Source organism: Pantoea sp. SGAir0183 (assembly GCF_043545505.1).
In genome coordinates, this window is the sequence record NZ_CP028053.1 from 1,347,927 (window position 1) to 1,366,907 (window position 18,981).

The 18,981-nt window shown below is 56.8% G+C and carries 19 protein-coding genes; 17 read left to right on the top strand and 2 right to left on the bottom strand.

Annotated elements, in window-relative coordinates; genetic code table 11:
- Positions 1–52 precede the first annotated feature (52 nt).
- Positions 53–724, top strand: coding sequence for a transcriptional regulator TctD (gene tctD, locus C1N59_RS06490; RefSeq protein ID WP_033740685.1), 672 nt, complete (start codon positions 53–55; stop codon positions 722–724).
- Positions 715–2,103 carry a sensor histidine kinase gene (locus C1N59_RS06495; protein ID WP_033740683.1) on the top strand — a complete coding sequence of 463 codons (1,389 nt, stop codon included), beginning with the start codon at positions 715–717 and terminating at the stop codon, positions 2,101–2,103. Before tctD ends, C1N59_RS06495 begins: the two co-directional genes overlap by 10 nt.
- On the opposite strand, the gene C1N59_RS06500 is transcribed toward C1N59_RS06495, so the two are convergent.
- Positions 2,084–2,983 (bottom strand): DMT family transporter, encoded by a 900-nt coding sequence (locus C1N59_RS06500; protein WP_039339713.1) that lies wholly within the window; start codon positions 2,981–2,983, stop codon positions 2,084–2,086. The two genes, C1N59_RS06495 and C1N59_RS06500, sit on opposite strands and share 20 nt — an antisense overlap.
- A 148-nt stretch (positions 2,984–3,131) precedes the next feature.
- Here C1N59_RS06500 and pdxB point away from each other — a divergent pair, with 148 nt between their 5' ends.
- From pdxB to hisP, 14 genes are all read left to right on the top strand, one after another.
- Positions 3,132–4,265: a 4-phosphoerythronate dehydrogenase PdxB gene (pdxB, locus tag C1N59_RS06505; RefSeq protein ID WP_039339712.1), complete on the top strand. Its 1,134-nt coding sequence runs from the start codon at positions 3,132–3,134 to the stop codon at positions 4,263–4,265.
- Positions 4,266–4,372: 107 nt separating this feature from the next.
- Positions 4,373–5,383, top strand: a complete 1,011-nt coding sequence (locus C1N59_RS06510; RefSeq protein WP_039339710.1) for an aspartate-semialdehyde dehydrogenase — start codon at positions 4,373–4,375, stop codon at positions 5,381–5,383.
- The gene (gene truA, locus C1N59_RS06515; RefSeq protein WP_006120062.1) at positions 5,383–6,186 is read left to right on the top strand and encodes a tRNA pseudouridine(38-40) synthase TruA; all 804 of its coding nucleotides are present in this window, start codon (positions 5,383–5,385) and stop codon (positions 6,184–6,186) included. The genes C1N59_RS06510 and truA overlap by 1 nt, the downstream gene beginning before the upstream one ends.
- Before the next feature lie 24 nt (positions 6,187–6,210).
- Complete coding sequence (locus C1N59_RS06520) at positions 6,211–6,867, top strand: DedA family protein (protein ID WP_205955521.1); 657 nt, start codon at positions 6,211–6,213, stop codon at positions 6,865–6,867.
- Between the two features lie 155 nt (positions 6,868–7,022).
- Entirely contained in the window at positions 7,023–7,937 is a 915-nt protein-coding gene (gene accD, locus C1N59_RS06525; RefSeq protein ID WP_033740674.1) for an acetyl-CoA carboxylase, carboxyltransferase subunit beta, read from the top strand.
- A gap of 91 nt (positions 7,938–8,028) precedes the next feature.
- Positions 8,029–9,297 carry a bifunctional tetrahydrofolate synthase/dihydrofolate synthase gene (gene folC / locus C1N59_RS06530; protein WP_262959319.1) on the top strand — a complete coding sequence of 423 codons (1,269 nt, stop codon included), beginning with the start codon at positions 8,029–8,031 and terminating at the stop codon, positions 9,295–9,297.
- On the top strand, positions 9,287–10,066 hold the full coding sequence (gene dedD / locus C1N59_RS06535) for a cell division protein DedD (RefSeq protein ID WP_033740672.1): 780 nt from the start codon (positions 9,287–9,289) through the stop codon (positions 10,064–10,066). The genes folC and dedD overlap by 11 nt, the downstream gene beginning before the upstream one ends.
- A 252-nt stretch (positions 10,067–10,318) precedes the next feature.
- Complete coding sequence (gene cvpA, locus C1N59_RS06540) at positions 10,319–10,804, top strand: colicin V production protein (RefSeq protein WP_026021019.1); 486 nt, start codon at positions 10,319–10,321, stop codon at positions 10,802–10,804.
- A gap of 37 nt (positions 10,805–10,841) precedes the next feature.
- Complete coding sequence (gene purF / locus C1N59_RS06545) at positions 10,842–12,359, top strand: amidophosphoribosyltransferase (RefSeq protein WP_394550444.1); 1,518 nt, start codon at positions 10,842–10,844, stop codon at positions 12,357–12,359.
- Between the two features lie 101 nt (positions 12,360–12,460).
- Positions 12,461–13,030 carry a UbiX family flavin prenyltransferase gene (locus C1N59_RS06550; RefSeq protein WP_006120055.1) on the top strand — a complete coding sequence of 190 codons (570 nt, stop codon included), beginning with the start codon at positions 12,461–12,463 and terminating at the stop codon, positions 13,028–13,030.
- A gap of 267 nt (positions 13,031–13,297) precedes the next feature.
- Positions 13,298–14,080 carry a lysine/arginine/ornithine ABC transporter substrate-binding protein ArgT gene (gene argT / locus C1N59_RS06555; RefSeq protein WP_006120054.1) on the top strand — a complete coding sequence of 261 codons (783 nt, stop codon included), beginning with the start codon at positions 13,298–13,300 and terminating at the stop codon, positions 14,078–14,080.
- A gap of 167 nt (positions 14,081–14,247) precedes the next feature.
- Complete coding sequence (locus C1N59_RS06560; protein ID WP_033740669.1) at positions 14,248–14,934, top strand: histidine ABC transporter permease HisQ; 687 nt, start codon at positions 14,248–14,250, stop codon at positions 14,932–14,934.
- Positions 14,931–15,647 carry an ABC transporter permease gene (locus C1N59_RS06565; protein ID WP_033740667.1) on the top strand — a complete coding sequence of 239 codons (717 nt, stop codon included), beginning with the start codon at positions 14,931–14,933 and terminating at the stop codon, positions 15,645–15,647. The genes C1N59_RS06560 and C1N59_RS06565 overlap by 4 nt, the downstream gene beginning before the upstream one ends.
- Positions 15,648–15,655: 8 nt before the next feature.
- Complete coding sequence (hisP, locus tag C1N59_RS06570) at positions 15,656–16,429, top strand: histidine ABC transporter ATP-binding protein HisP (RefSeq protein WP_033740666.1); 774 nt, start codon at positions 15,656–15,658, stop codon at positions 16,427–16,429.
- Here the strand turns inward: hisP and C1N59_RS06575 are convergent.
- A complete protein-coding gene (locus tag C1N59_RS06575) occupies positions 16,422–17,396 on the bottom strand; it encodes a sugar-binding transcriptional regulator (protein WP_205958742.1) in 975 nt (324 codons plus the stop codon). The two genes, hisP and C1N59_RS06575, sit on opposite strands and share 8 nt — an antisense overlap.
- Before the next feature lie 192 nt (positions 17,397–17,588).
- Between C1N59_RS06575 and dalD the strand changes: the two genes are divergently transcribed.
- On the top strand, positions 17,589–18,980 hold the full coding sequence (gene dalD / locus C1N59_RS06580) for a D-arabinitol 4-dehydrogenase (protein WP_110268193.1): 1,392 nt from the start codon (positions 17,589–17,591) through the stop codon (positions 18,978–18,980).
- The last annotated feature ends 1 nt before the right edge of the window (position 18,981 follow it).

The following is an 18,981-nucleotide window of genomic DNA, read 5'->3' on the forward strand; positions in this document are numbered from 1 at the left end:
CGGTAACCTTTCATTTACCTTTCAGCCATCAGGTTTAGTGAAAGGATGTGATATGCGTCTCTTACTGGTGGAAGACACGGCCGAGCTGGCGCGATGGTTACAGAAGGCGTTAACGCAAAAAGGGTTTGCTGTGGACTGGGTCGCGGACGGCGTTTCGGCGGATCACAGCCTGCAAAGTGAAGATTATGCGCTGGTCGTACTGGATGTTTCCCTGCCGCGTCTGGACGGCATTGAGGTGTTAACCCGGTTACGTCGGCGTGGACAAAATGTCCCGGTGTTGCTGCTGACCGCACGCACAACGCTGGACGACCGCGTGCGCGGCCTGAATACCGGCGCGGATGACTATCTGACCAAACCCTTCGAACTGGATGAGCTGGATGCGCGCCTGCGTGCGTTGCTGCGTCGTGCGCAGGGACACTCGGCCCGGCACCAGACCCTGGGCCAGTTGGTGCTGAACGGCGAAGGCTACTTTTTGCTGGCAGAGAAACCGCTGGCGCTGACACCGCGTGAATCCAGCGTACTGACCACGCTGATGCAGCGTCGGGGCCGCCCGGTCTCGCGGCAGCATTTGTATGAACAAACCTTCACCCTGGCGGATGACGCCAGCCCGGAAAGCATCGAGCTGTATGTACACCGGGTACGCAAAAAGCTGGCGGGCAGTAACGTGGGCATTGTGACGCTGCGCGGACTGGGCTACAGCCTGGAAACCCTGGCATGCGACTGATCACCTCGCTACGGGGCGAGTTACTGGCCTGGCTGGGGCTGCCGCTTTCCCTGCTGTGGGTGCTTTCTGTTTACACGCACTATCAGAGCGGACTGGCGGCGGCGAATCAGGCCTACGATCGCTCTCTGCTGGCCTCTGCGCGCACAGTCGCTGAACGGCTGGTGGTGCGTAACCAACACCTGGAGGTCGACGTGCCCTGGGTGGTGCTCGACAGCTTTGAGCGCAACATGAATGATCGCCTGTTTTATCAGGTGATTTCGCCGCAGGGGAAAACGCTGTCCGGCTATGACGGGCTTCCCCCGATCCCCGTCACCAGCGCGATGTCAGAGACCTATCCCGCGCTGGTCCATTTCTATGACGGCTATTATCAAAAGCAGCGCATCCGGGTAGCGGCCTTGTGGCAGCCCGTCAGCGAGACGGGCGCGGAAGGTATGGCGCTGGTGCTGGTCGCGGAAACCATCCATTCCCGTGAGGCTTTCGCGAAAGGGCTGATGCGCACGGCTTTGCTCAGCCAGAGCGCGCTGGTGTTAATTGCCGTGTTGCTGGCAAGCCTGATGCTACGCCGGGTGTTGCGGCCTTTACGCCGTCTGTCCCGCATTGTGCTGCGTCGCGATGGTGCTGAACTGACGCCGCTGCCGTCCCTGCCGTGGTCGGAGCTACAGCCGCTTATCGTGGCATTTAACCGCTATCTGGAACGGCTGCGGGGATTGCTGGCGCGTCAGGATCGGTTCAGCGCCGACGCCGCTCATCAGCTTCGCACGCCGCTCACTATTCTGAAAACCCAGATCGGCACGGCGCTGGACAGCCATCAGCCCGAACAGTGGCGGGAAAGCCTGCAGAGCATGCGCTACACGCTGGATGACACCATCCTGCTTACCGACCGGCTGCTGCAACTGGCGCGTATCAAAGCCCGACACGGCGAAGATAAACCCATGGTGAAAGTGGATCTGGCGACGGTGGTGCGCGAGGCGTGCCTGAGCCGCTATGCGGCTGCGCGTGCGAAACAGATTGACCTGGGTTACGAAGGTGATGCGCACGGCGACGTCAAAGGCGATGCGCTGCTGCTGGGCGAGCTGTGCGCCAACCTGCTGGATAACGCTATTACCTATACGCCGGTGCAGGGTACGGTGACGGCGCGCCTGGAGAGCGGCAGATTATACATTGAGGATTCAGGGCCGGGCATTCGCCCGGAAGAGCAGCAAAGCGCGTTACGGCCATTTATCCGGCTGGATAACGCCGCGATGCAGACGGGAGCAGGTATCGGGCTGGCGCTGGTGCACGATATTTGCGCCTGGCATGGCGCAACCGTCACGCTGGATAGCAGCCCGTCACTCGGTGGGCTGCGTGTCACTATCCGGTTTAATGCGGATCGGCCTTAAGCGATTCCCGTCGCGTTAACGGCCTGCGCAGACGCTGTGCCAGCAGAACGCCTGCCAGCGTCAGACCGCCGCCAATCCAGTGATAGCTGTGCAGATGTTCATGCAAAAACAGCACCGCAATCAGGGCGGTAAAGAGCGGTGTCAGATTCATAAAAATACTGGTGATGCTGGCCCCCAACTTTTGTACGCCATGAATCCACAGCCACGGGGCCAGAATGGAGGCGAACAGGCCGGCAAAGGCCACCAGGGGAAGATTCCGTGGCGTGAGCGAGACATCCGGTGTCATCAGAAAACCGGGCAGCAACAGCATCACGCCAGCGGCAATTTGCACATACAGACTCTGCCAGACGGGCAGGGGAATCGACCAGCGTTTTGTCATCACGCCGTAAAGCGCATAGCAGGCTGAGGCCGCCAGCATCAGGGCTTCGCCCGTACCGATGCCGTGATGCAGCAGCTGGTCAGGCTTGCCTTCACTGACCAGCCAGATTAAGCCACAGAAGGAGATCAGACTGCCGGCCAGAATCCCCACAGTTGGGGCAATCCGCAGAATAAGGACACTGAGCAGCACGGTGAGTAGCGGGATGAGCGCGGCGATAATGCCCATAAACAGGGCGCTCACGCTATGGGCGGCGTAATAGGCCAGACTCTGATACAGCGCCATGCCCAGCAGGCCCAGAATCATCAGTCGTCCCAGATGCGGCCGGATCGTCTGCCATTGCCGCAGCACGCCCGGCAGGACAAAAGGCGTCAGCACCAGCAACGCCAGCAGCCAGCGATAGAACGAAATTGCGGCAGGCTCAATGGCACCTGCCGATAATTTATTCACGATAGCGTTAACCGACCAAATCAACACCGCAAACAGCGGAAATAAAAAGACCATAACAAGGCTCCCGTCTCAGACCCGCGGCAGTGTACGCCTGTGATGCCCCTTTCTGCCAGCCTTACCCGCCCCTGCACTGCGTGGTTAGGCGAATGTCAGGCTTTTGTGCCAGAATAGCGGCCTTCAATACACAGACAGGAAAGCCGTGGTGAAAATTCTCGTCGATGAAAATATGCCGTATGCCCGTGAACTCTTTAGTCGTACGGGCGATGTGGTCGCCGTACCTGGCCGACCGCTTCCTGAAGCCGAACTGGCGGATGCCGATGGTCTGATGGTGCGTTCCGTCACCCAGGTCAACGCCGCGTTGTTGCAGGACAAACCCGTTAAGTTTGTCGGCACCGCCACGGCGGGCACGGATCATATTGACGAAGCGTGGCTGCAGCAGGCGGGCATCGCCTTCTCTGCGGCCCCCGGCTGTAACGCGATTGCGGTGGTTGAATACGTGTTTTCTGCCTTGCTGCTGCTGGCAGAGCGGGACGGTTTCCAGTTGCGCGATCGTACTGTTGGCATCGTGGGCGTGGGAAATGTGGGCGGACGCCTGCAGAAGCGGCTGGAAGCCTGGGGCGTAAAAACCCTGTTATGCGATCCCCCGCGCGCCGATCGGGGTGACGACGGCGAGTTTCTCTCGCTTGATGCGCTGGTGCAACAGGCCGATATTCTGACCTTTCACACGCCGCTGTTTAAATCCGGCCCCTATAAAAGCTGGCATCTGGCCGATGCCGCGCTGCTGATGGCCCTGAAACCGAAGACGATTTTGATTAACGCCTGCCGTGGCCCGGTGGTCGACAATGCCGCACTGCTTGAGGTGCTGAACCTGCGTCACGATCTGAGCGTGGTGCTGGACGTCTGGGAACCGGAGCCGGATCTCTCTCTCGCGTTGCTGGATCGGGTCGATATCGCCACGGCGCACATTGCCGGTTACACCCTTGAGGGCAAGGCGCGCGGCACCACCCAGGTGTTCGAAGCCTGGTGCGACTTTATTGGTCAGCCGCAGCAGGTGCCCCTGAGCAGTCTGTTACCTACGCCAGAGTTCAGCCAGATCAGCCTGAATGGGCCGCTCGATCAGCCAACGCTGAAACGTCTTGTGCATCTGGTGTATGATGTGCGCCGCGATGATGCGCCCCTGCGAAAAGTGGCGGCAAAACCGGGTGAATTTGACCGCCTGCGCAAGCAGTATGAAGAGCGTCGCGAGTGGTCATCATTGCAGGTGAACTGCGATGAGGCCGCGACCGCAGAAATGCTCACTCAGTTGGGCTTTAACGCCGTATTATCCTCCACCTGATTGTCAGCCTGCGTAAAACGCGGGCACAGGTGCAGGGATAAATCTGAATCCCTGGGCGGTGACATCACCGCCTTCTGTTTTTATGTCATTGTCTGAGGTAAACCAACATGTCTGACGGCTGGAATATTGCGCTTCTTGGCGCAACAGGCGCAGTAGGGAACGCTGTACTGGAACTGCTGGCTCAACGCCAGTTCCCGGTTGGTGAATTGTATTTGCTGGCAAGCGATAACAGCGCCGGTGAAAGTAAACGTTTTGAAGGCCGCTCTTTGCGGGTTGAAAACGCCGCGGAGTTTGACTGGTCACAGGCGCAGCTGGCCTTCTTTGTTGCCGGTCGTGACGCCTCGGCCCGTTATGCGGAAGAGGCGGCGAGTGCGGGTTGCCTGGTTATCGACAGCAGTGAGCTGTTTGCCCTGTCGCCGGACGTGCCGCTGGTGGTGCCGGATGTGAATCCGCAGGTGCTGGCCGATTACCGTAATCGCAATATCATCAGCGTGGCCGATAATCTGGTGAGCCAGCTGCTGACGGCTATCAAACCGCTGGTCGATGCCGCCGGTTTAGGCCGTTTGCAGGTCACCAATCTGATCTCCGTCTCCACGCACGGCAAAGTGGCTGTGGATGCGCTGGCCGGGGAGAGCGCCCGCCTGCTGAACGGCGTACCGGCGGATGACCACCATTTTGGTCGTCAGCTGGCTTTTAACCTGCTGCCACAACAGGCCGATGCAGAGGGCAGCGTGGAGAGCGAGCGTCGCCTGGTTGATCAGGTGCGTAAAGTGTTGCAGGACGACGGTTTGCCCGTGGCGGTCAGCAGCGTTCAGGCACCGGTGTTTTATGGCAATGCCCAGATCGTCCACATTGAAAATCTGCGCCCGTTGTCGGCAGACGAAGCCAGAGCAGAGCTGGCCCTGGCCGCCGATATTCGCCTGAGCGACGAGGAGGACGTTCCCACGCCGGTAACGGATGCCTCAGGTAGCGATGCGCTGAGTATCGGCAGTGTACGTAATGACTACGGTATTCCGGAGCTGTTGCAGTTCTGGTCCGTGGCGGACAACGTTCGTTTCGGTGGCGCGCTGATGGCGGTGAAAACCGCAGAGAAGCTGGTGCAGGAGTATATGTACTGATGTCGGAAGGTCAGACAAGAAAGCTGGCACTGGGCATTGAGTACGACGGCAGCCGATACTACGGCTGGCAACGGCAGCAGGAAGTGCGCAGCGTGCAGGAAAAGCTGGAGCGGGCGCTGTCGAAGGTCGCAGACCATCCGGTGAGCGTATTTTGCGCCGGGCGTACCGATGCTGGCGTGCACGGCACCGGACAGGTGGTGCATTTTGAGACCGTGGCGCAGCGAGCGGATGCCGCCTGGACATTGGGTGTCAATGCCAATCTGCCGGACGATATTGCTGTACGTTGGGTGAAAGCCGTGCCGGACGAGTTTCATGCACGTTTCAGCGCCACAGCCCGGCGTTACCGTTACCTGATTTACAACCAGCGCTTACGTCCGGCTATCCTGGGCAAGGGCGTGACGCACTTTTACTATCCGCTGGATGTGGAAAAGATGCAGCGCGCCGGGCAGAGCCTGCTGGGCGAGAACGATTTCACCTCGTTTCGCGCCGTACAGTGCCAGTCGCGTACGCCATGGCGCAACGTGATGCACCTGAACGTCAGTCGTCACGGGCCCTATGTCATTGTGGACATTAAAGCCAACGCTTTTGTGCACCATATGGTGCGCAACATTGTCGGTAGTCTGATGGAAATTGGCTGTGGTAATCAGCCAGAATCCTGGATGGCAGAACTGCTGGCCGCCAAAGATCGCACGCTGGCGGCGGCCACGGCAAAAGCCGAAGGGCTTTACCTGGTGGCGGTGGATTATCCCGCGCACTTTGCTTTACCTCAGCCGCCGATGGGGCCGTTGTTCCTCGCGGATTAATCAACCTTAGCTAAAGGGATCGTTATGGAGTTCATCCATTTTGTGGTCGATTTTATTTTGCACATTGATGTGCATCTGGCCGAATTAGTCGCGCAGTATGGCATCTGGATTTACGCCATTTTGTTCCTGATTTTATTCTGCGAAACCGGCTTAGTGGTCACGCCGTTTTTGCCAGGCGACTCGCTGCTGTTTGTCGCGGGGGCACTGGCGGCATTGCCCGGTAACGATCTGAACGTCCACCTGATGGTCGCGCTGCTGGTTATCGCGGCGATCCTGGGTGATGCGGTGAACTACACCATCGGTAAACTGTTCGGTGAACGCCTGTTCAGCAACCCGAACTCGAAAATTTTCCGCCGCAGCTATCTGGATAAAACCCATGCGTTTTATACCCGTCATGGTGGAAAAACCATTATTCTTGCCCGTTTCGTGCCGATTGTGCGTACCTTTGCCCCTTTTGTCGCCGGCATGGGCCACATGTCCTATCGGCATTTTGCCCTGTTTAACGTTACCGGTGCGCTGGCATGGGTGCTGCTGTTTTCCTATGCAGGCTATCTGTTTGGCGATTTGCCAGTGGTGCAGGAAAATCTTAAGCTGCTCATCCTGGGCATTATCGTGGTATCGGTTCTGCCGGGCATTATCGAAATCTGGCGTCATCGCCGCCAGGCTAAGCAGCAAAATTAACCCTGAGCAGGCTTACCGCTCAGGGGTAAGACCAGATTTTTATCCACAGTCTTAACTGGTTGTGGTTTAATGAGCGACATTTACCGTCTGCTGAAGCGGTTTTCAGCAGCATCAAGACGACTGGACCAGGTCAGTTTTTAACAGAAAGGTCATCAATGAGCTGGATTGAACGCATTCTTAATAAAAGCAATATTACGCCTGCACGTCGTGCCAACATTCCGGAAGGAGTGTGGACGAAATGCGACAGCTGTGGCCAGGTACTTTACCGTGCCGAGCTGGAGCGTAATCTTGAGGTCTGCCCGAAGTGCGACCACCACATGCGCATGCACGCCCGTGAGCGTCTGGCGAGCCTGCTCGATCAGGGCACGCTGGTTGAACTGGGCAGCGAGCTGGAACCCAAAGATCTGCTGAAGTTCAGGGATTCCAAAAAGTACAAAGATCGTCTGGTTGCGGCACAAAAAGCGACAGATGAAAAAGATGCGCTGATCGTCATGAAAGGCCAACTGCACGGTATGCCGGTTGTCGCGGCGGCCTTTGAGTTCGCGTTTATGGGCGGTTCAATGGGCTCTGTTGTCGGGGCGCGTTTTGTTCGCGCGGTCGAGCAGGCGCTGGAAGACAACTGTCCGCTTATCTGCTTCTCCGCCAGCGGCGGTGCCCGTATGCAGGAAGCGTTAATGTCACTGATGCAGATGGCGAAAACTTCTGCGGCGCTGGCGAAAATGCAGGAACGCGGTCTGCCGTATATTTCGGTGCTGACTGACCCAACCATGGGCGGTGTTTCCGCCAGCTTCGCGATGCTGGGCGATCTGAACGTGGCCGAACCGAAAGCGCTGATTGGCTTTGCGGGTCCACGCGTTATTGAGCAGACCGTGCGTGAAAAACTGCCACCGGGCTTCCAGCGAAGTGAATTTCTGATTGAAAAAGGCGCGATTGACATGATCATTCGTCGTCCGGAAATGCGCTTTAAACTGGCAAGTCTGCTGGCAAAAATGATGAACCTGCCGGCACCGTTGCACGATGGTGAAGAGTTCGCACCTGCGACGTCCCACCCGGAGAGTAACGAGGCCTGACAGGAGACCGAAGGCGCGCCGGTCGCGCCTTCCACCCATGCACCCTATACCTTGTTGCTTTCACCAGGTATAAATTTGCAAAACGGGACATATGGACAATCTTCACCTCCCTCAAGCCACGTCGCCTTTGGCCACGTGGCTTTATTATCTTGAGCACCTCCACACTCAGGCAATTGAACTGGGCCTGGACCGTATTCGCCAGGTGGCGCAACGTCTGGACCTGCTGAAGCCTGCCCCTTTTGTTTTCACCGTTGCCGGTACCAATGGTAAAGGCACTACCTGTCGGACGCTTGAAACCCTGTTGATGGCCGCGGGCTATCGCGTGGGCGTTTACAGCTCGCCGCATCTGGTGCGTTACACGGAGCGTGTCCGGGTGCAGGGACAGGAGCTGAGTGAAGCGCAACACAGCGCCAGTTTCGCTGATATTGAAGCGGGACGCGGTACTATCTCCCTGACCTATTTTGAATTCGGCACGCTGTCGGCGCTTAACCTGTTTCAGCAGGCGAAGCTTGACGTGGTCATTCTGGAAGTCGGGCTGGGTGGGCGGCTGGACGCAACGAATATTGTGGATGCCGATGTCGCGGTGGTGACCAGTATTGCGCTGGACCATACCGACTGGCTTGGCCCGGATCGCGACAGCATTGGTCGGGAAAAAGCGGGCGTATTCCGTCAGGGTAAACCTGCGGTGGTGGGTGAACCTGCTATGCCGGTGACGATTGCCGATGTCGCCAGGGAAAAGGGCGCTCAGCTCATTCAGCTTGGCCGTGACTGGCACTATCATGCGCAGGCAGAAAGCTGGTCTCTGCGCGATGCGCACGGTGAACTGAGCGATCTACCGCTGCCGCAGGTGCCCCTGCCGAATGCGGCAACGGCGCTGGTGGCGCTGCGTGCCTCGGGGCTCAACGTCAGCGACGCACATATCCGAGCCAGCCTGCCGCTGGCGGTGCTACCCGGGCGCTTTCAGACCGTCAGTGAGTCGCCTCGCGTGATTCTGGATGTGGCGCATAACCCGCATGCAGCAGGCTACCTGGCATCGCGCCTGGCTGCCTTGCCGACGCGGGGGCACGTTCACGCCGTGGTCGGGATGCTGCATGATAAAGATATCGCCGGGACGCTGTCCGCGCTGGCCCCGCAGGTCGACTTCTGGTACTGCGCGCCGCTGCCCGGCCCGCGCGGTGCCAGTGCAGAACAACTCATGGCACACGTAACGTCTGCCCGGGCATTCGCAGATGTCGAACAGGCCTGGCAACAGGCGCGGCAGCAGGCTGAACCGCAGGACATCATCCTGGTATGCGGCTCTTTCCTGACCGTCGCGCAGGTGATGGAATCGATTGAAACGGAGAGAGGACGTGGCGAGTAAGTTTCAAAACCGTTTAGTCGGTACCGTTATTCTGGTGGCCATCGGCGTGATTGTGTTGCCGGGGCTGCTGGATGGTAAGAAAAAACACTATAAAGAAGAGTTTGCGGCGATTCCACTGGTCCCGAAACCGGACGACCAGCAGGACAGCGAAATGGTGCCGCCGGTCACCCAGTCGCTGCCAGCCCATCCGCCTGCCGGCGCGGGCAGTGCGGTAAGTCATCCTGACGGGGGCAACTCACAGGCGCAAGAGGGCAGCACGCAGCCCGAGCAAAACAGTGCGCCGAGTGTCGTATCACCGCCGCCTGTACATTCGACGACAGCGAAAGAAAAACCAGCTGAGACGACAAAACCGAAACATACCGAGCAGGCTAAACCGAAGCCGGTAGAACAGACGCAGAGCAAACCGGTCGAGAAAACCAAACCGGTTGAGCAAGCGAAGCCCGTTGAAAAAACCAGGCCGGCCGAGCAGGCAGCGCGCACCGAGGAAGCGGCCCCGGCAGAGCAACCGAAAGAGACGCAACCCTCGGGACAGGCGTATGTTGTCCAGTTGGGCGCATTGAAGAACGCCAGCAAGGTCAACGAGATTGTCGCGAAGCTGCGCCTGTCGGGTTACCGGGCCTATACGGTGCCGTCAACGCCGGTGCAGGGACAAATCACCCGCATTTATGTGGGACCGGATGCGTCTAAAGCGAAAATGCAGGCGGCAGTGGGCGAGCTGAAAAACGTCTCGGGTCTAAGCGGCGTGGTTAAACCCTACAGCGCGCGTTAAACCCGCGATTGGCGCTGCCGATAAGAATAACAGGCAGCGACAATCAGCCCTGGTTAAGCGGGGCGGGCAACGTTTAGCCTGGCTTTTCAACGGGTTAACCGGATAACAATCTCACAGGCGAAGTTCGTTTTTTTCTTCGCCTTTTTTATGGATGCAGAACCTGAAAACCCCTACGCAAACGTTTTCTTTTTCTGTTAGAATGCGCCCCGAACTGGATGCAGGGGTGCAATGGCACTGGCGCTGGAAGAGTTCATGATCTGGATTGATTACGTCATTATTGCGGTAGTTGGTTTTTCGGCTTTGGTCAGCCTGGTTCGAGGGTTTGTCCGCGAAGCCTTATCTCTTGTTACCTGGGGATGCGCGTTTTTTGTCGCCAGTCATTACTATGCCTACCTTGCTGTCTGGTTTACAGGTTTTGACGACGAACTGGTTCGGAACGGAATCGCCATTGCGGTGCTGTTCATTGCGACCCTGATTGTGGGGGCGATAGTGAACTACGTTATCGGCTCGCTGGTAGAAAAAACCGGCCTGTCGGGAACCGATCGGGTATTAGGCGTTTGTTTCGGGGCCTTGCGTGGTGTGCTTATTGTAGCCGCTTTGCTGTTCTTCCTGGATACATTCACGGGTTTTTCAAAAAGCCCGGACTGGCAGCAGTCTCAACTTATTCCCGAGTTCAGTTCTATAATCAGGTGGTTTTTTGACTACCTGAAAAGCACGTCGAGTTTTTTGCCCCGGTGAGACCATCGGGCGTACGGCTTAATGAGGAAATGACAACATGTGCGGTATTGTCGGTATCACCGGTTTCATGCCGGTAAACCAGTCTATCTATGACGCGTTAACGGTGCTCCAGCATCGTGGGCAGGATGCCGCAGGCATTTGTACGATTGATGCGCTCAACTGCTTTCGCCTGCGTAAGGCCAACGGCCTGGTCAGCGATGTTTTCGAAGCCCGTCATATGCAGCGTTTACAAGGCAACATGGGGATTGGTCATGCACGCTATCCTACAGCGGGCAGCTCCAGCGCTTCTGAAGCGCAACCGTTCTACGTCAACTCGCCGTACGGGATTTCTCTTGCACACAACGGTAACCTGACCAACGCACATGAGCTGCGTAAGCAGCTGTTCGAAAAAGGCCGCCGTCATGTGAACACCACGTCAGACTCAGAGATCCTGCTGAATATCTTTGCGCAGGAACTGGATCGTTTTCAGCACTATCCGCTGGAAGCCGACAACATTTTTGCCGCTATCGCCGCCGTGCATCAGCAGGTTCGCGGCGCGTATGCGGTGGTCTCGATGATTATCGGCCACGGCATGGTCGCCTTCCGCGATCCTAACGGGATTCGTCCGCTGGTGCTGGGCAAACGCGTCATTGCGGATGGCCGTACCGAGTATATGGTGGCCTCAGAGAGCGTCGCGCTGGATACTCTGGGTTTTGAATTCATCCGTGACGTCGCGCCGGGTGAAGCAGTTTACATCATGGAGCAGGGCCAGCTTTCGACCCGTCAGTGTGCCGAGAACCCCAAAAACAATCCGTGCCTGTTCGAATACGTCTATTTTGCCCGACCGGACTCCTTCCTGGACAAAATTTCGGTCTACAGCGCGCGCGTCCGCATGGGCACCAAGCTGGGCCAGAAGATTGCCCGTGAATGGGAAGATCTGGATATCGATGTGGTGATTCCGATTCCGGAAACTTCCATGGATACGGCACTGGAAATCGCCCGCATCCTTGATAAGCCTTACCGCCAGGGATTTGTGAAAAACCGCTATGTCGGTCGTACCTTTATCATGCCGGGTCAGCAGCTGCGCCGCAGCGCCGTGCGCCGCAAACTCAATGCTAACCGCGCCGAATTCCGCGATAAAAACGTCTTGCTGATCGATGACTCTATCGTGCGTGGCACCACGTCTGAGCAGATTATTGAAATGGCACGCGAAGCAGGGGCTAAAAAGGTTTATCTCGCCTCTGCGGCTCCGGAAGTGCGCTTCCCTAACGTCTACGGCATTGATATGCCGAGCGCCACTGAGCTGATTGCCCATGGCCGCGAAGTCGAAGAGATTCGTCAGATTATCAAAGCAGATGCGCTGATTTTCCAGGATCTCAATGACCTCATCGAAGCCGTACGCGAAGAGAATCCCGATATCGTTCAGTTCGAGTGCTCCGTTTTTAACGGGGTTTACGTTACTAAAGATGTGGATCAGGGCTACCTTGAATATCTGGAATCCCTGCGTAACGACGACGCGAAAGCCATTGCGCGGCAGAACGAAGTCGAAAATCTTGAACTGCATAACGAAGGCTAATCAGGCCTGATGCAAAAAAAGAGGGCGGGACTTATCCCGCCCTCTGTGTTTTTTGTCGCGCTGCGCTATTATGGTGCACTTTGCCACTGCAAGGTTGAACGATGAAACGACTCATTATTGGTATTTCCGGCGCAAGCGGTGTGATTTACGGCGTGCGGTTACTGCAGGTCTTGCAGCAGGTCAGCGACGTGGAAACCCATCTGGTCATCAGTCACGCGGCGCGTCAGACGCTGAGCCTGGAAAGTGACTACAGTCTGCGCGATGTTCAGGCGCTGGCCGATGTGGTTCATGATGTGCGCGACATTGCCGCCAGCATTTCCTCCGGGTCGTTTAAAACCCTGGGCATGGTGATTTTACCGTGTTCAATGAAAACCCTGTCGGGCATTGTGCACAGCTACAGCGATTCCCTGCTGACGCGCGCGGCGGACGTAGTGCTTAAAGAGCAGCGCAAGCTGGTACTCTGCGTACGTGAAACGCCGCTGCATATTGGCCACTTGCGGATGATGACGACCGCCGCTGAATTAGGGGCGATTATCATGCCGCCGGTACCGGCGTTTTATCATCGTCCGACAACTATTGACGAACTGGTCGATCAAACAATTAACCGGGTTATAGATCAGTTCGACATTGAACTGCCTCAGGATTTGTTTGTGCGCTGGCAAGGTGCATAAGGTTCAGCTTGTGCACTTATTTAGTGCAAAAGCGCGGGAGCGATCACTGTTCCTGCATTTGATGAACTAAAAGTTCACAACATCGCTTTTTCTCTGTGACTTCACTGATATATTCCTTTCACAAACCCAGCCTTTATGTGGCAAAAACGGCGGGCTGGGCGCGCGGCAGACCTGCATAACTGGCACGAAACGTGCACAGGTTACTGGCAGTGTTCGTTGCAAACACACATCATGCATCACATAACAATAATTTGCTGAGGGTAATCTATGAAGAAGCGTGTTCTGGCTCTTTCTTTAATGTTGGGCCTGTCCAGTGTGGCCAGCGTTTTTGCAGCCGTACCGGCCTCGATTCGTGTCGGCACTGACCCAACATACCCGCCGTTTGAGTCAAAAAACGCGCAAGGACAGTTAGTCGGTTTTGATATCGATCTGGCTAACGAAATCTGTAAACGTATTCAGACCAAATGTACCTATGTGGAAAGCGACTTTGATGCGCTGATTCCGTCGCTGAAAGCTAAAAAAATTGACGCTATTATCTCCTCGCTCTCTATCACCGCGAAACGTCAGGAAGAGATTGCTTTCTCTGACAAACTCTATGCGGCCAACGCCCGTTTAGTCGCGCCTAAAGGTTCGAAAATTCTGCCGACGGTTGAATCGCTGAAAGGCAAAAACGTCGGTGTGCTGCAAGGCACCACGCAGGAAACCTATGCTAACCAGTACTGGCGTCCAAAAGGTGTGACCGTCACGCCTTATGCGAACCAGGATCTGGTGTACCAGGATCTGACTGCGGGCCGTATTGATGCCGCATTCCAGGATGAAGTGCAGGCGGCTGAAGGCTTCCTGAAGCAGCCTGTCGGTAAAGACTACGCTTTTGCCGGTCCGGCCGTGAAAGATGACAAGATTTTTGGCGTCGGTACCGGTATAGGATTACGTAAAGATGACACCGAGCTGAAAGCGGCCATTGATAAAGCGTTTGAATCCATGCGCAAAGACGGTACGTACGACAAAATTGCGAAGAAATACTTTAATTTCAACGTGTACGGTGACTAACCTGTCGACTTTGCCTCTGGTAATCGCCTGACCGGATAATGCCTGGTTGCCCTGGCCGCACTGGCCCCGGCAACCTCTGCGTTGTGGTTGATGCCTTACCAGAAGCAACGCTGCCCGCCCACGTGGCGGGTTCAGCGCCGTTTCCACCCCACGACAGGATCTTTTCCATGTTGTATGGCTATTCTGATGTCATTTTGAAAGGCACGTTGGTCACGCTGGAGCTGGCACTGAGTTCCGTGCTGCTGGCGGTGATTCTCGGGCTGATTGGCGCAGGCGCGAAGCTGTCACGTCATCGCCTGCTGTCGCTTATTTTTGAGGGCTACACGACGCTGATTCGTGGCGTGCCCGATCTCGTCCTGATGCTCCTGATCTTCTACGGTCTGCAGATAGTGCTGAACCACATCACCGATGCGCTGGGTCTGGCGCAGTTCGATATCGATCCTATGGTCGCGGGCATTATCACCCTGGGCTTCATCTACGGGGCCTATTTTACCGAGACGTTTCGCGGGGCCTTCATGGCCGTGCCCAAAGGGCAAATCGAAGCCGCGACCGCGTTTGGTTTTACCGGTTCCCAGGTTTTCCGTCGCATCCTCTTTCCGGCGATGATGCGTTATGCGCTGCCCGGGATTGGTAATAACTGGCAGGTGATCCTGAAAGCGACCGCGCTGGTCTCGCTGCTGGGGCTGGAAGATGTGGTTAAAGCCACGCAGCTGGCGGGCAAGAGCACCTGGCAGCCGTTTTATTTCGCCATCGTCGCGGGTGTGATCTATCTGGTGTTTACCACACTGTCTAACGGTGTGCTGTGGTGGCTCAATCGCCGCTACACGGTTGGCGTGAAGAGGGCAGAGCTATGATTGAGATTATCCACGAGTACTGGAAATCACTGCTCTGGACTGACGGTTACCGCTTCACCGGCGTGGCGATTACGCTATGGCTGCTGATTGTTTCGGTGGTGCTGGGCGGCTGTATGGCGGTACTGCTGGCGATTGCACGCGTGTCGCCGAATCGCTTTATCAGCCTGCCGGTCTGGCTCTTTACCTATGTTTTTCGCGGTACGCCGCTGTATGTTCAACTGCTGGTATTCTATTCCGGCATGTATACGCTGGAGATCGTGAAAGGCACCGAGTTGCTGAATGCGTTTTTCCGCAGCGGACTGAACTGTACCTTACTGGCGTTTACCCTGAATACCTGCGCCTATACGACGGAGATTTTCGCCGGTGCGATTCGTGCTGTGCCTCACGGGGAAATTGAAGCCGCGCGCGCGTATGGTTTCTCAACGTTTAAACTGTATCGCTGCATTATTTTGCCTTCTGCGCTGCGCACCGCCTTGCCGGTTTACAGCAATGAGGTGATATTGATGCTGCACTCGACCGCGCTGGCCTTTACGGCAACCGTGCCTGATTTGCTCAAAATCGCCCGGGACATCAACGCGGCAACGTATCAGCCCTTTACCGCGTTTGGCATTGCGGCCGTCCTGTACCTGATTATTTCCTACACACTGATTAGCCTGTTCCGCCTGGCGGAGCGTCGCTGGCTGGCCCATGTGAAACCTTCTTCATCGCATTGAGTAAGACTATGGCTGATAACAAATTAAGCGTCACCGAACTGCATAAACGTTACGGTGAACATGAAGTATTAAAAGGCGTGTCTTTACATGCTAATGCGGGCGATGTCATCAGTATTATTGGATCGTCCGGCTCAGGGAAAAGTACCTTTTTGCGCTGTATTAACTTCCTCGAAAAACCGAGCGAAGGCACCATTACGGTCAATAACACCGCCATTTCGCTGGTCCGTGATACCGACGGTCAGCTAAAGGTGGCCGACAAAGAGCAGTTGCGCCTGCTGCGCACCCGCCTGACGATGGTGTTTCAGCACTTTAATTTATGGAGCCACATGACGGTGCTGGAAAATGTCATGGAAGCACCGATTCAGGTGCTGGGCCTGAGCAAAGCCCAGGCGCGCGAACGCGCTGTCACCTATTTGAATAAAGTCGGCATTGATGAGCGGGCGCAGTCAAAGTATCCGGTGCACCTGTCAGGCGGCCAGCAGCAACGTGTGTCGATTGCCCGCGCGCTGGCGATGGAGCCCGAGGTGCTGTTGTTTGATGAGCCAACTTCTGCCCTTGACCCGGAACTGGTCGGGGAAGTGCTGCGCATCATGCAGAAGCTGGCCGAAGAGGGCAAAACCATGGTGGTGGTGACGCATGAAATGGAGTTTGCCCGTCACGTTTCCAGCCATGTAATTTTCCTGCATCAGGGTAAGATTGAAGAGCAGGGGCCGCCGACAGAGTTGTTCGGCAATCCCAAAAGCCCGCGCCTTCAGCAGTTCCTGAAAGGTTCTCTTAAGTAAGCCGATCCGCGCCTGTTGAGCCATCGCTTAACAGGCGCGTGGCGGTAGATTCGTCCGTGACCAGACCCGAGATCCAGCCGCCTGTTAATGCCGCCCGAATGGCGGCAAATTTGCGCTCGCCGCCTGCAAAACCGATGATCGGACGCGTTGTCCGGCTTTCCAGCGTGACGCTGGTGAGCAGCGCATCGGTCTCGCCCATCACACGTTCACCCTGTTGATTGAAAAAGTGGCCAAGCATTTCGCCAACGACGCCGCGCGCGTTGAGTGCCTGAACCTGGCTGTCGGTGATAAACCCTTCAGCATGGAGCGGACAGCCGGGTGTGACTTCGCCGATGCCGAGAAAGGTCATACTGGCCTGTAAGGCCCGGCTGACCACGCGTTGATAGACCTGATGTTGGCACCACATCTGTTTATCTTCCGGACTATCGGCATACAGCGGCGCAGGAATAAAGAAATACTTGCCCTGCATTTTTTCAGACAGCTTGAGCGGCACGTCATAGCGGGTGCCGGAGTCGTCTCGCGCAATAGCACCAATCATGGAAACACACTGGTGCTGGGGCCGCTCCACCCAGGGCAGGGCATCAATAATCGCCCGCAGAGTTTTACCCGAACCGATACCAAACACCTGCGGCTGGTCATCGTTGATAAACTGCGACATAACCTCTGCGCCTTCGACCGCCAGCATCTGCTGAATAGCGTGGTCATCCAGCCCGGCAGAAGGGACGACACGACAGTGCTGCAGGCCAAAGGCTTCCTGCACCGCGTGTGACAGGCGCAGGCAGTGCGTGACAGGATGGTCAATCTTGACGCTGACCATACCCATTTCGCGTGCGCCTGAAATCAGGCGCTGGGCAACCTGCCTGGAGAGTCCCAGCGCCCGGGCAATCTCTTGCTGTGTTAACCCGGCCACGTAATACATCCAGGCGGCGCGTGCAGCCAGTTCCTGCTTTTTCTCTTCTTTGTTCATCACGGCATTCCCTTCTCAGCGAATCGCTAGTTTATCGCGTATAGCCGGCAAAAACCTATCAGGGCAAAAGCTCATGTGTTGGGCAATTGCTTTTATCGTGAGATCTGTCACAGATAATACTCGTAACCTCTGATTAACATACAGCGTTCGGGCAATTGCCCTCTGTTATGACAAATGCTTATTGAGGTGACTATGACAACATCCGTGTGGATGCATATTGGGGCAGGCTCTTTTCATCGCGCTCATCAGGCATGGTATCTGCACCGGCTGATGCAGCAAGGGGACAGTCGGTGGCACATTGCGCTGGGGAACATCCGTGAGGATGCGTCACCGCTGTTGACCCAGTTGGCTGCGCAGCACGGCGAGTATGTGCTGGAAACGGTCACGCCGCAGGGCGAACGCGACTATGAAACGATTACCTCGATTCGCAAGATTCTGCCCTGGGATAAGGCGCTTCGCGCCCTGGTGCATCAGGGCGCCGATCCCGCCACCCGGATCCTTTCTTTTACCGTGACGGAAGCCGGTTACTACCTGACGACGGAACATGCGCTGGATCTACAGCAGCCCGATATTCGCGCGGATCTGCAGGGCGAGGCGCGCACCCTTTATGGTGCGCTGGCGCGGATCCTGGCGGCGCGCGTCGCGAACGGCGGCGGCCCCGTTACCTTGCTGAACTGCGATAATCTGCGCCATAACGGTGAGCGTTTCCGCCAGGGCTTTTTGGCGTTTCTTAACGCACAAGGGAACGAGGCGCTGGCTGACTGGGTGCGGACTCACACCACCTCGCCGAATACCATGGTGGACAGGATCACACCGCGTCCTACGGCGGATATTGCCGGACGTGTGCTGGCGGCCACGGGTAAAGATGACGCGGTGCCGGTGATGGCGGAATCCTTTATCCAGTGGGTGATTGAGGATGACTTTATTGCCGGGCGTCCGGCGCTGGAGCAGGTCGGCGTTGAGCTGGTGGAGTCGGTGTTGCCCTGGGAAGAAGCCAAGATCCGCATCCTCAACGCCACCCATAGCGCGATTGCCTGGGCGGGCACGCTGATCGGCTTGCGCTACATCGACGAAAGTACCCGGCAGAAAGCGATTCATCAGATGGCCCGGGAGTATGTTTCGCAGGATGTCATCCCGTCGTTGTCTCCCAGCCCTTTAAATCTGGCTGAATACCGCGATGTCGTACTGTCGCGCTTCAGTAACCCCTGGATCAAAGACACCAACCAGCGTGTGGCGGCGGATGGCCTGTCGAAAATCCCGGCGATGGTCACGCCCACTTTGCAGGCGTGCTATCAGCGCGGAACGCCACCTGCGGCCAGCGTGGTGTTACCGGCCCTGTTTTATCTGTTTTTGCAGCGCTGGGCGCTGGGCGAACTGCCTTACGACTATCAGGATGGTGTTCTGCAACCCGACGTGATTCAGCAGTGGTTCACCCAGCCCGATCCGTTGCGGACCTATATGACGCAGCCTTCCCTGTTTGGGGCGCTGGCGACTTCCGCCGATTTTCATGCACGCCTCACCGCTACCGTAGCCGGGCTCACCACATGGCTGGCCCAGCCGGAACAGAAACTGGCTGTGGCATAGG

Coding starts and splice junctions, on each gene's coding strand:
- tctD (WP_033740685.1), top strand. CDS start 53: ATGCGTCTCTTACTGGTGGAAGACACGGCCGAGCTGGCGCGATGGTTA.
- C1N59_RS06495 (WP_033740683.1), top strand. CDS start 715: ATGCGACTGATCACCTCGCTACGGGGCGAGTTACTGGCCTGGCTGGGG.
- C1N59_RS06500 (WP_039339713.1), bottom strand. CDS start 2,983: ATGGTCTTTTTATTTCCGCTGTTTGCGGTGTTGATTTGGTCGGTTAAC.
- C1N59_RS06510 (WP_039339710.1), top strand. CDS start 4,373: ATGTCTGACGGCTGGAATATTGCGCTTCTTGGCGCAACAGGCGCAGTA.
- truA (WP_006120062.1), top strand. CDS start 5,383: ATGTCGGAAGGTCAGACAAGAAAGCTGGCACTGGGCATTGAGTACGAC.
- C1N59_RS06520 (WP_205955521.1), top strand. CDS start 6,211: ATGGAGTTCATCCATTTTGTGGTCGATTTTATTTTGCACATTGATGTG.
- accD (WP_033740674.1), top strand. CDS start 7,023: ATGAGCTGGATTGAACGCATTCTTAATAAAAGCAATATTACGCCTGCA.
- folC (WP_262959319.1), top strand. CDS start 8,029: ATGGACAATCTTCACCTCCCTCAAGCCACGTCGCCTTTGGCCACGTGG.
- cvpA (WP_026021019.1), top strand. CDS start 10,319: ATGATCTGGATTGATTACGTCATTATTGCGGTAGTTGGTTTTTCGGCT.
- purF (WP_394550444.1), top strand. CDS start 10,842: ATGTGCGGTATTGTCGGTATCACCGGTTTCATGCCGGTAAACCAGTCT.
- C1N59_RS06550 (WP_006120055.1), top strand. CDS start 12,461: ATGAAACGACTCATTATTGGTATTTCCGGCGCAAGCGGTGTGATTTAC.
- argT (WP_006120054.1), top strand. CDS start 13,298: ATGAAGAAGCGTGTTCTGGCTCTTTCTTTAATGTTGGGCCTGTCCAGT.
- C1N59_RS06560 (WP_033740669.1), top strand. CDS start 14,248: ATGTTGTATGGCTATTCTGATGTCATTTTGAAAGGCACGTTGGTCACG.
- C1N59_RS06565 (WP_033740667.1), top strand. CDS start 14,931: ATGATTGAGATTATCCACGAGTACTGGAAATCACTGCTCTGGACTGAC.
- hisP (WP_033740666.1), top strand. CDS start 15,656: ATGGCTGATAACAAATTAAGCGTCACCGAACTGCATAAACGTTACGGT.
- C1N59_RS06575 (WP_205958742.1), bottom strand. CDS start 17,396: ATGAACAAAGAAGAGAAAAAGCAGGAACTGGCTGCACGCGCCGCCTGG.
- dalD (WP_110268193.1), top strand. CDS start 17,589: ATGACAACATCCGTGTGGATGCATATTGGGGCAGGCTCTTTTCATCGC.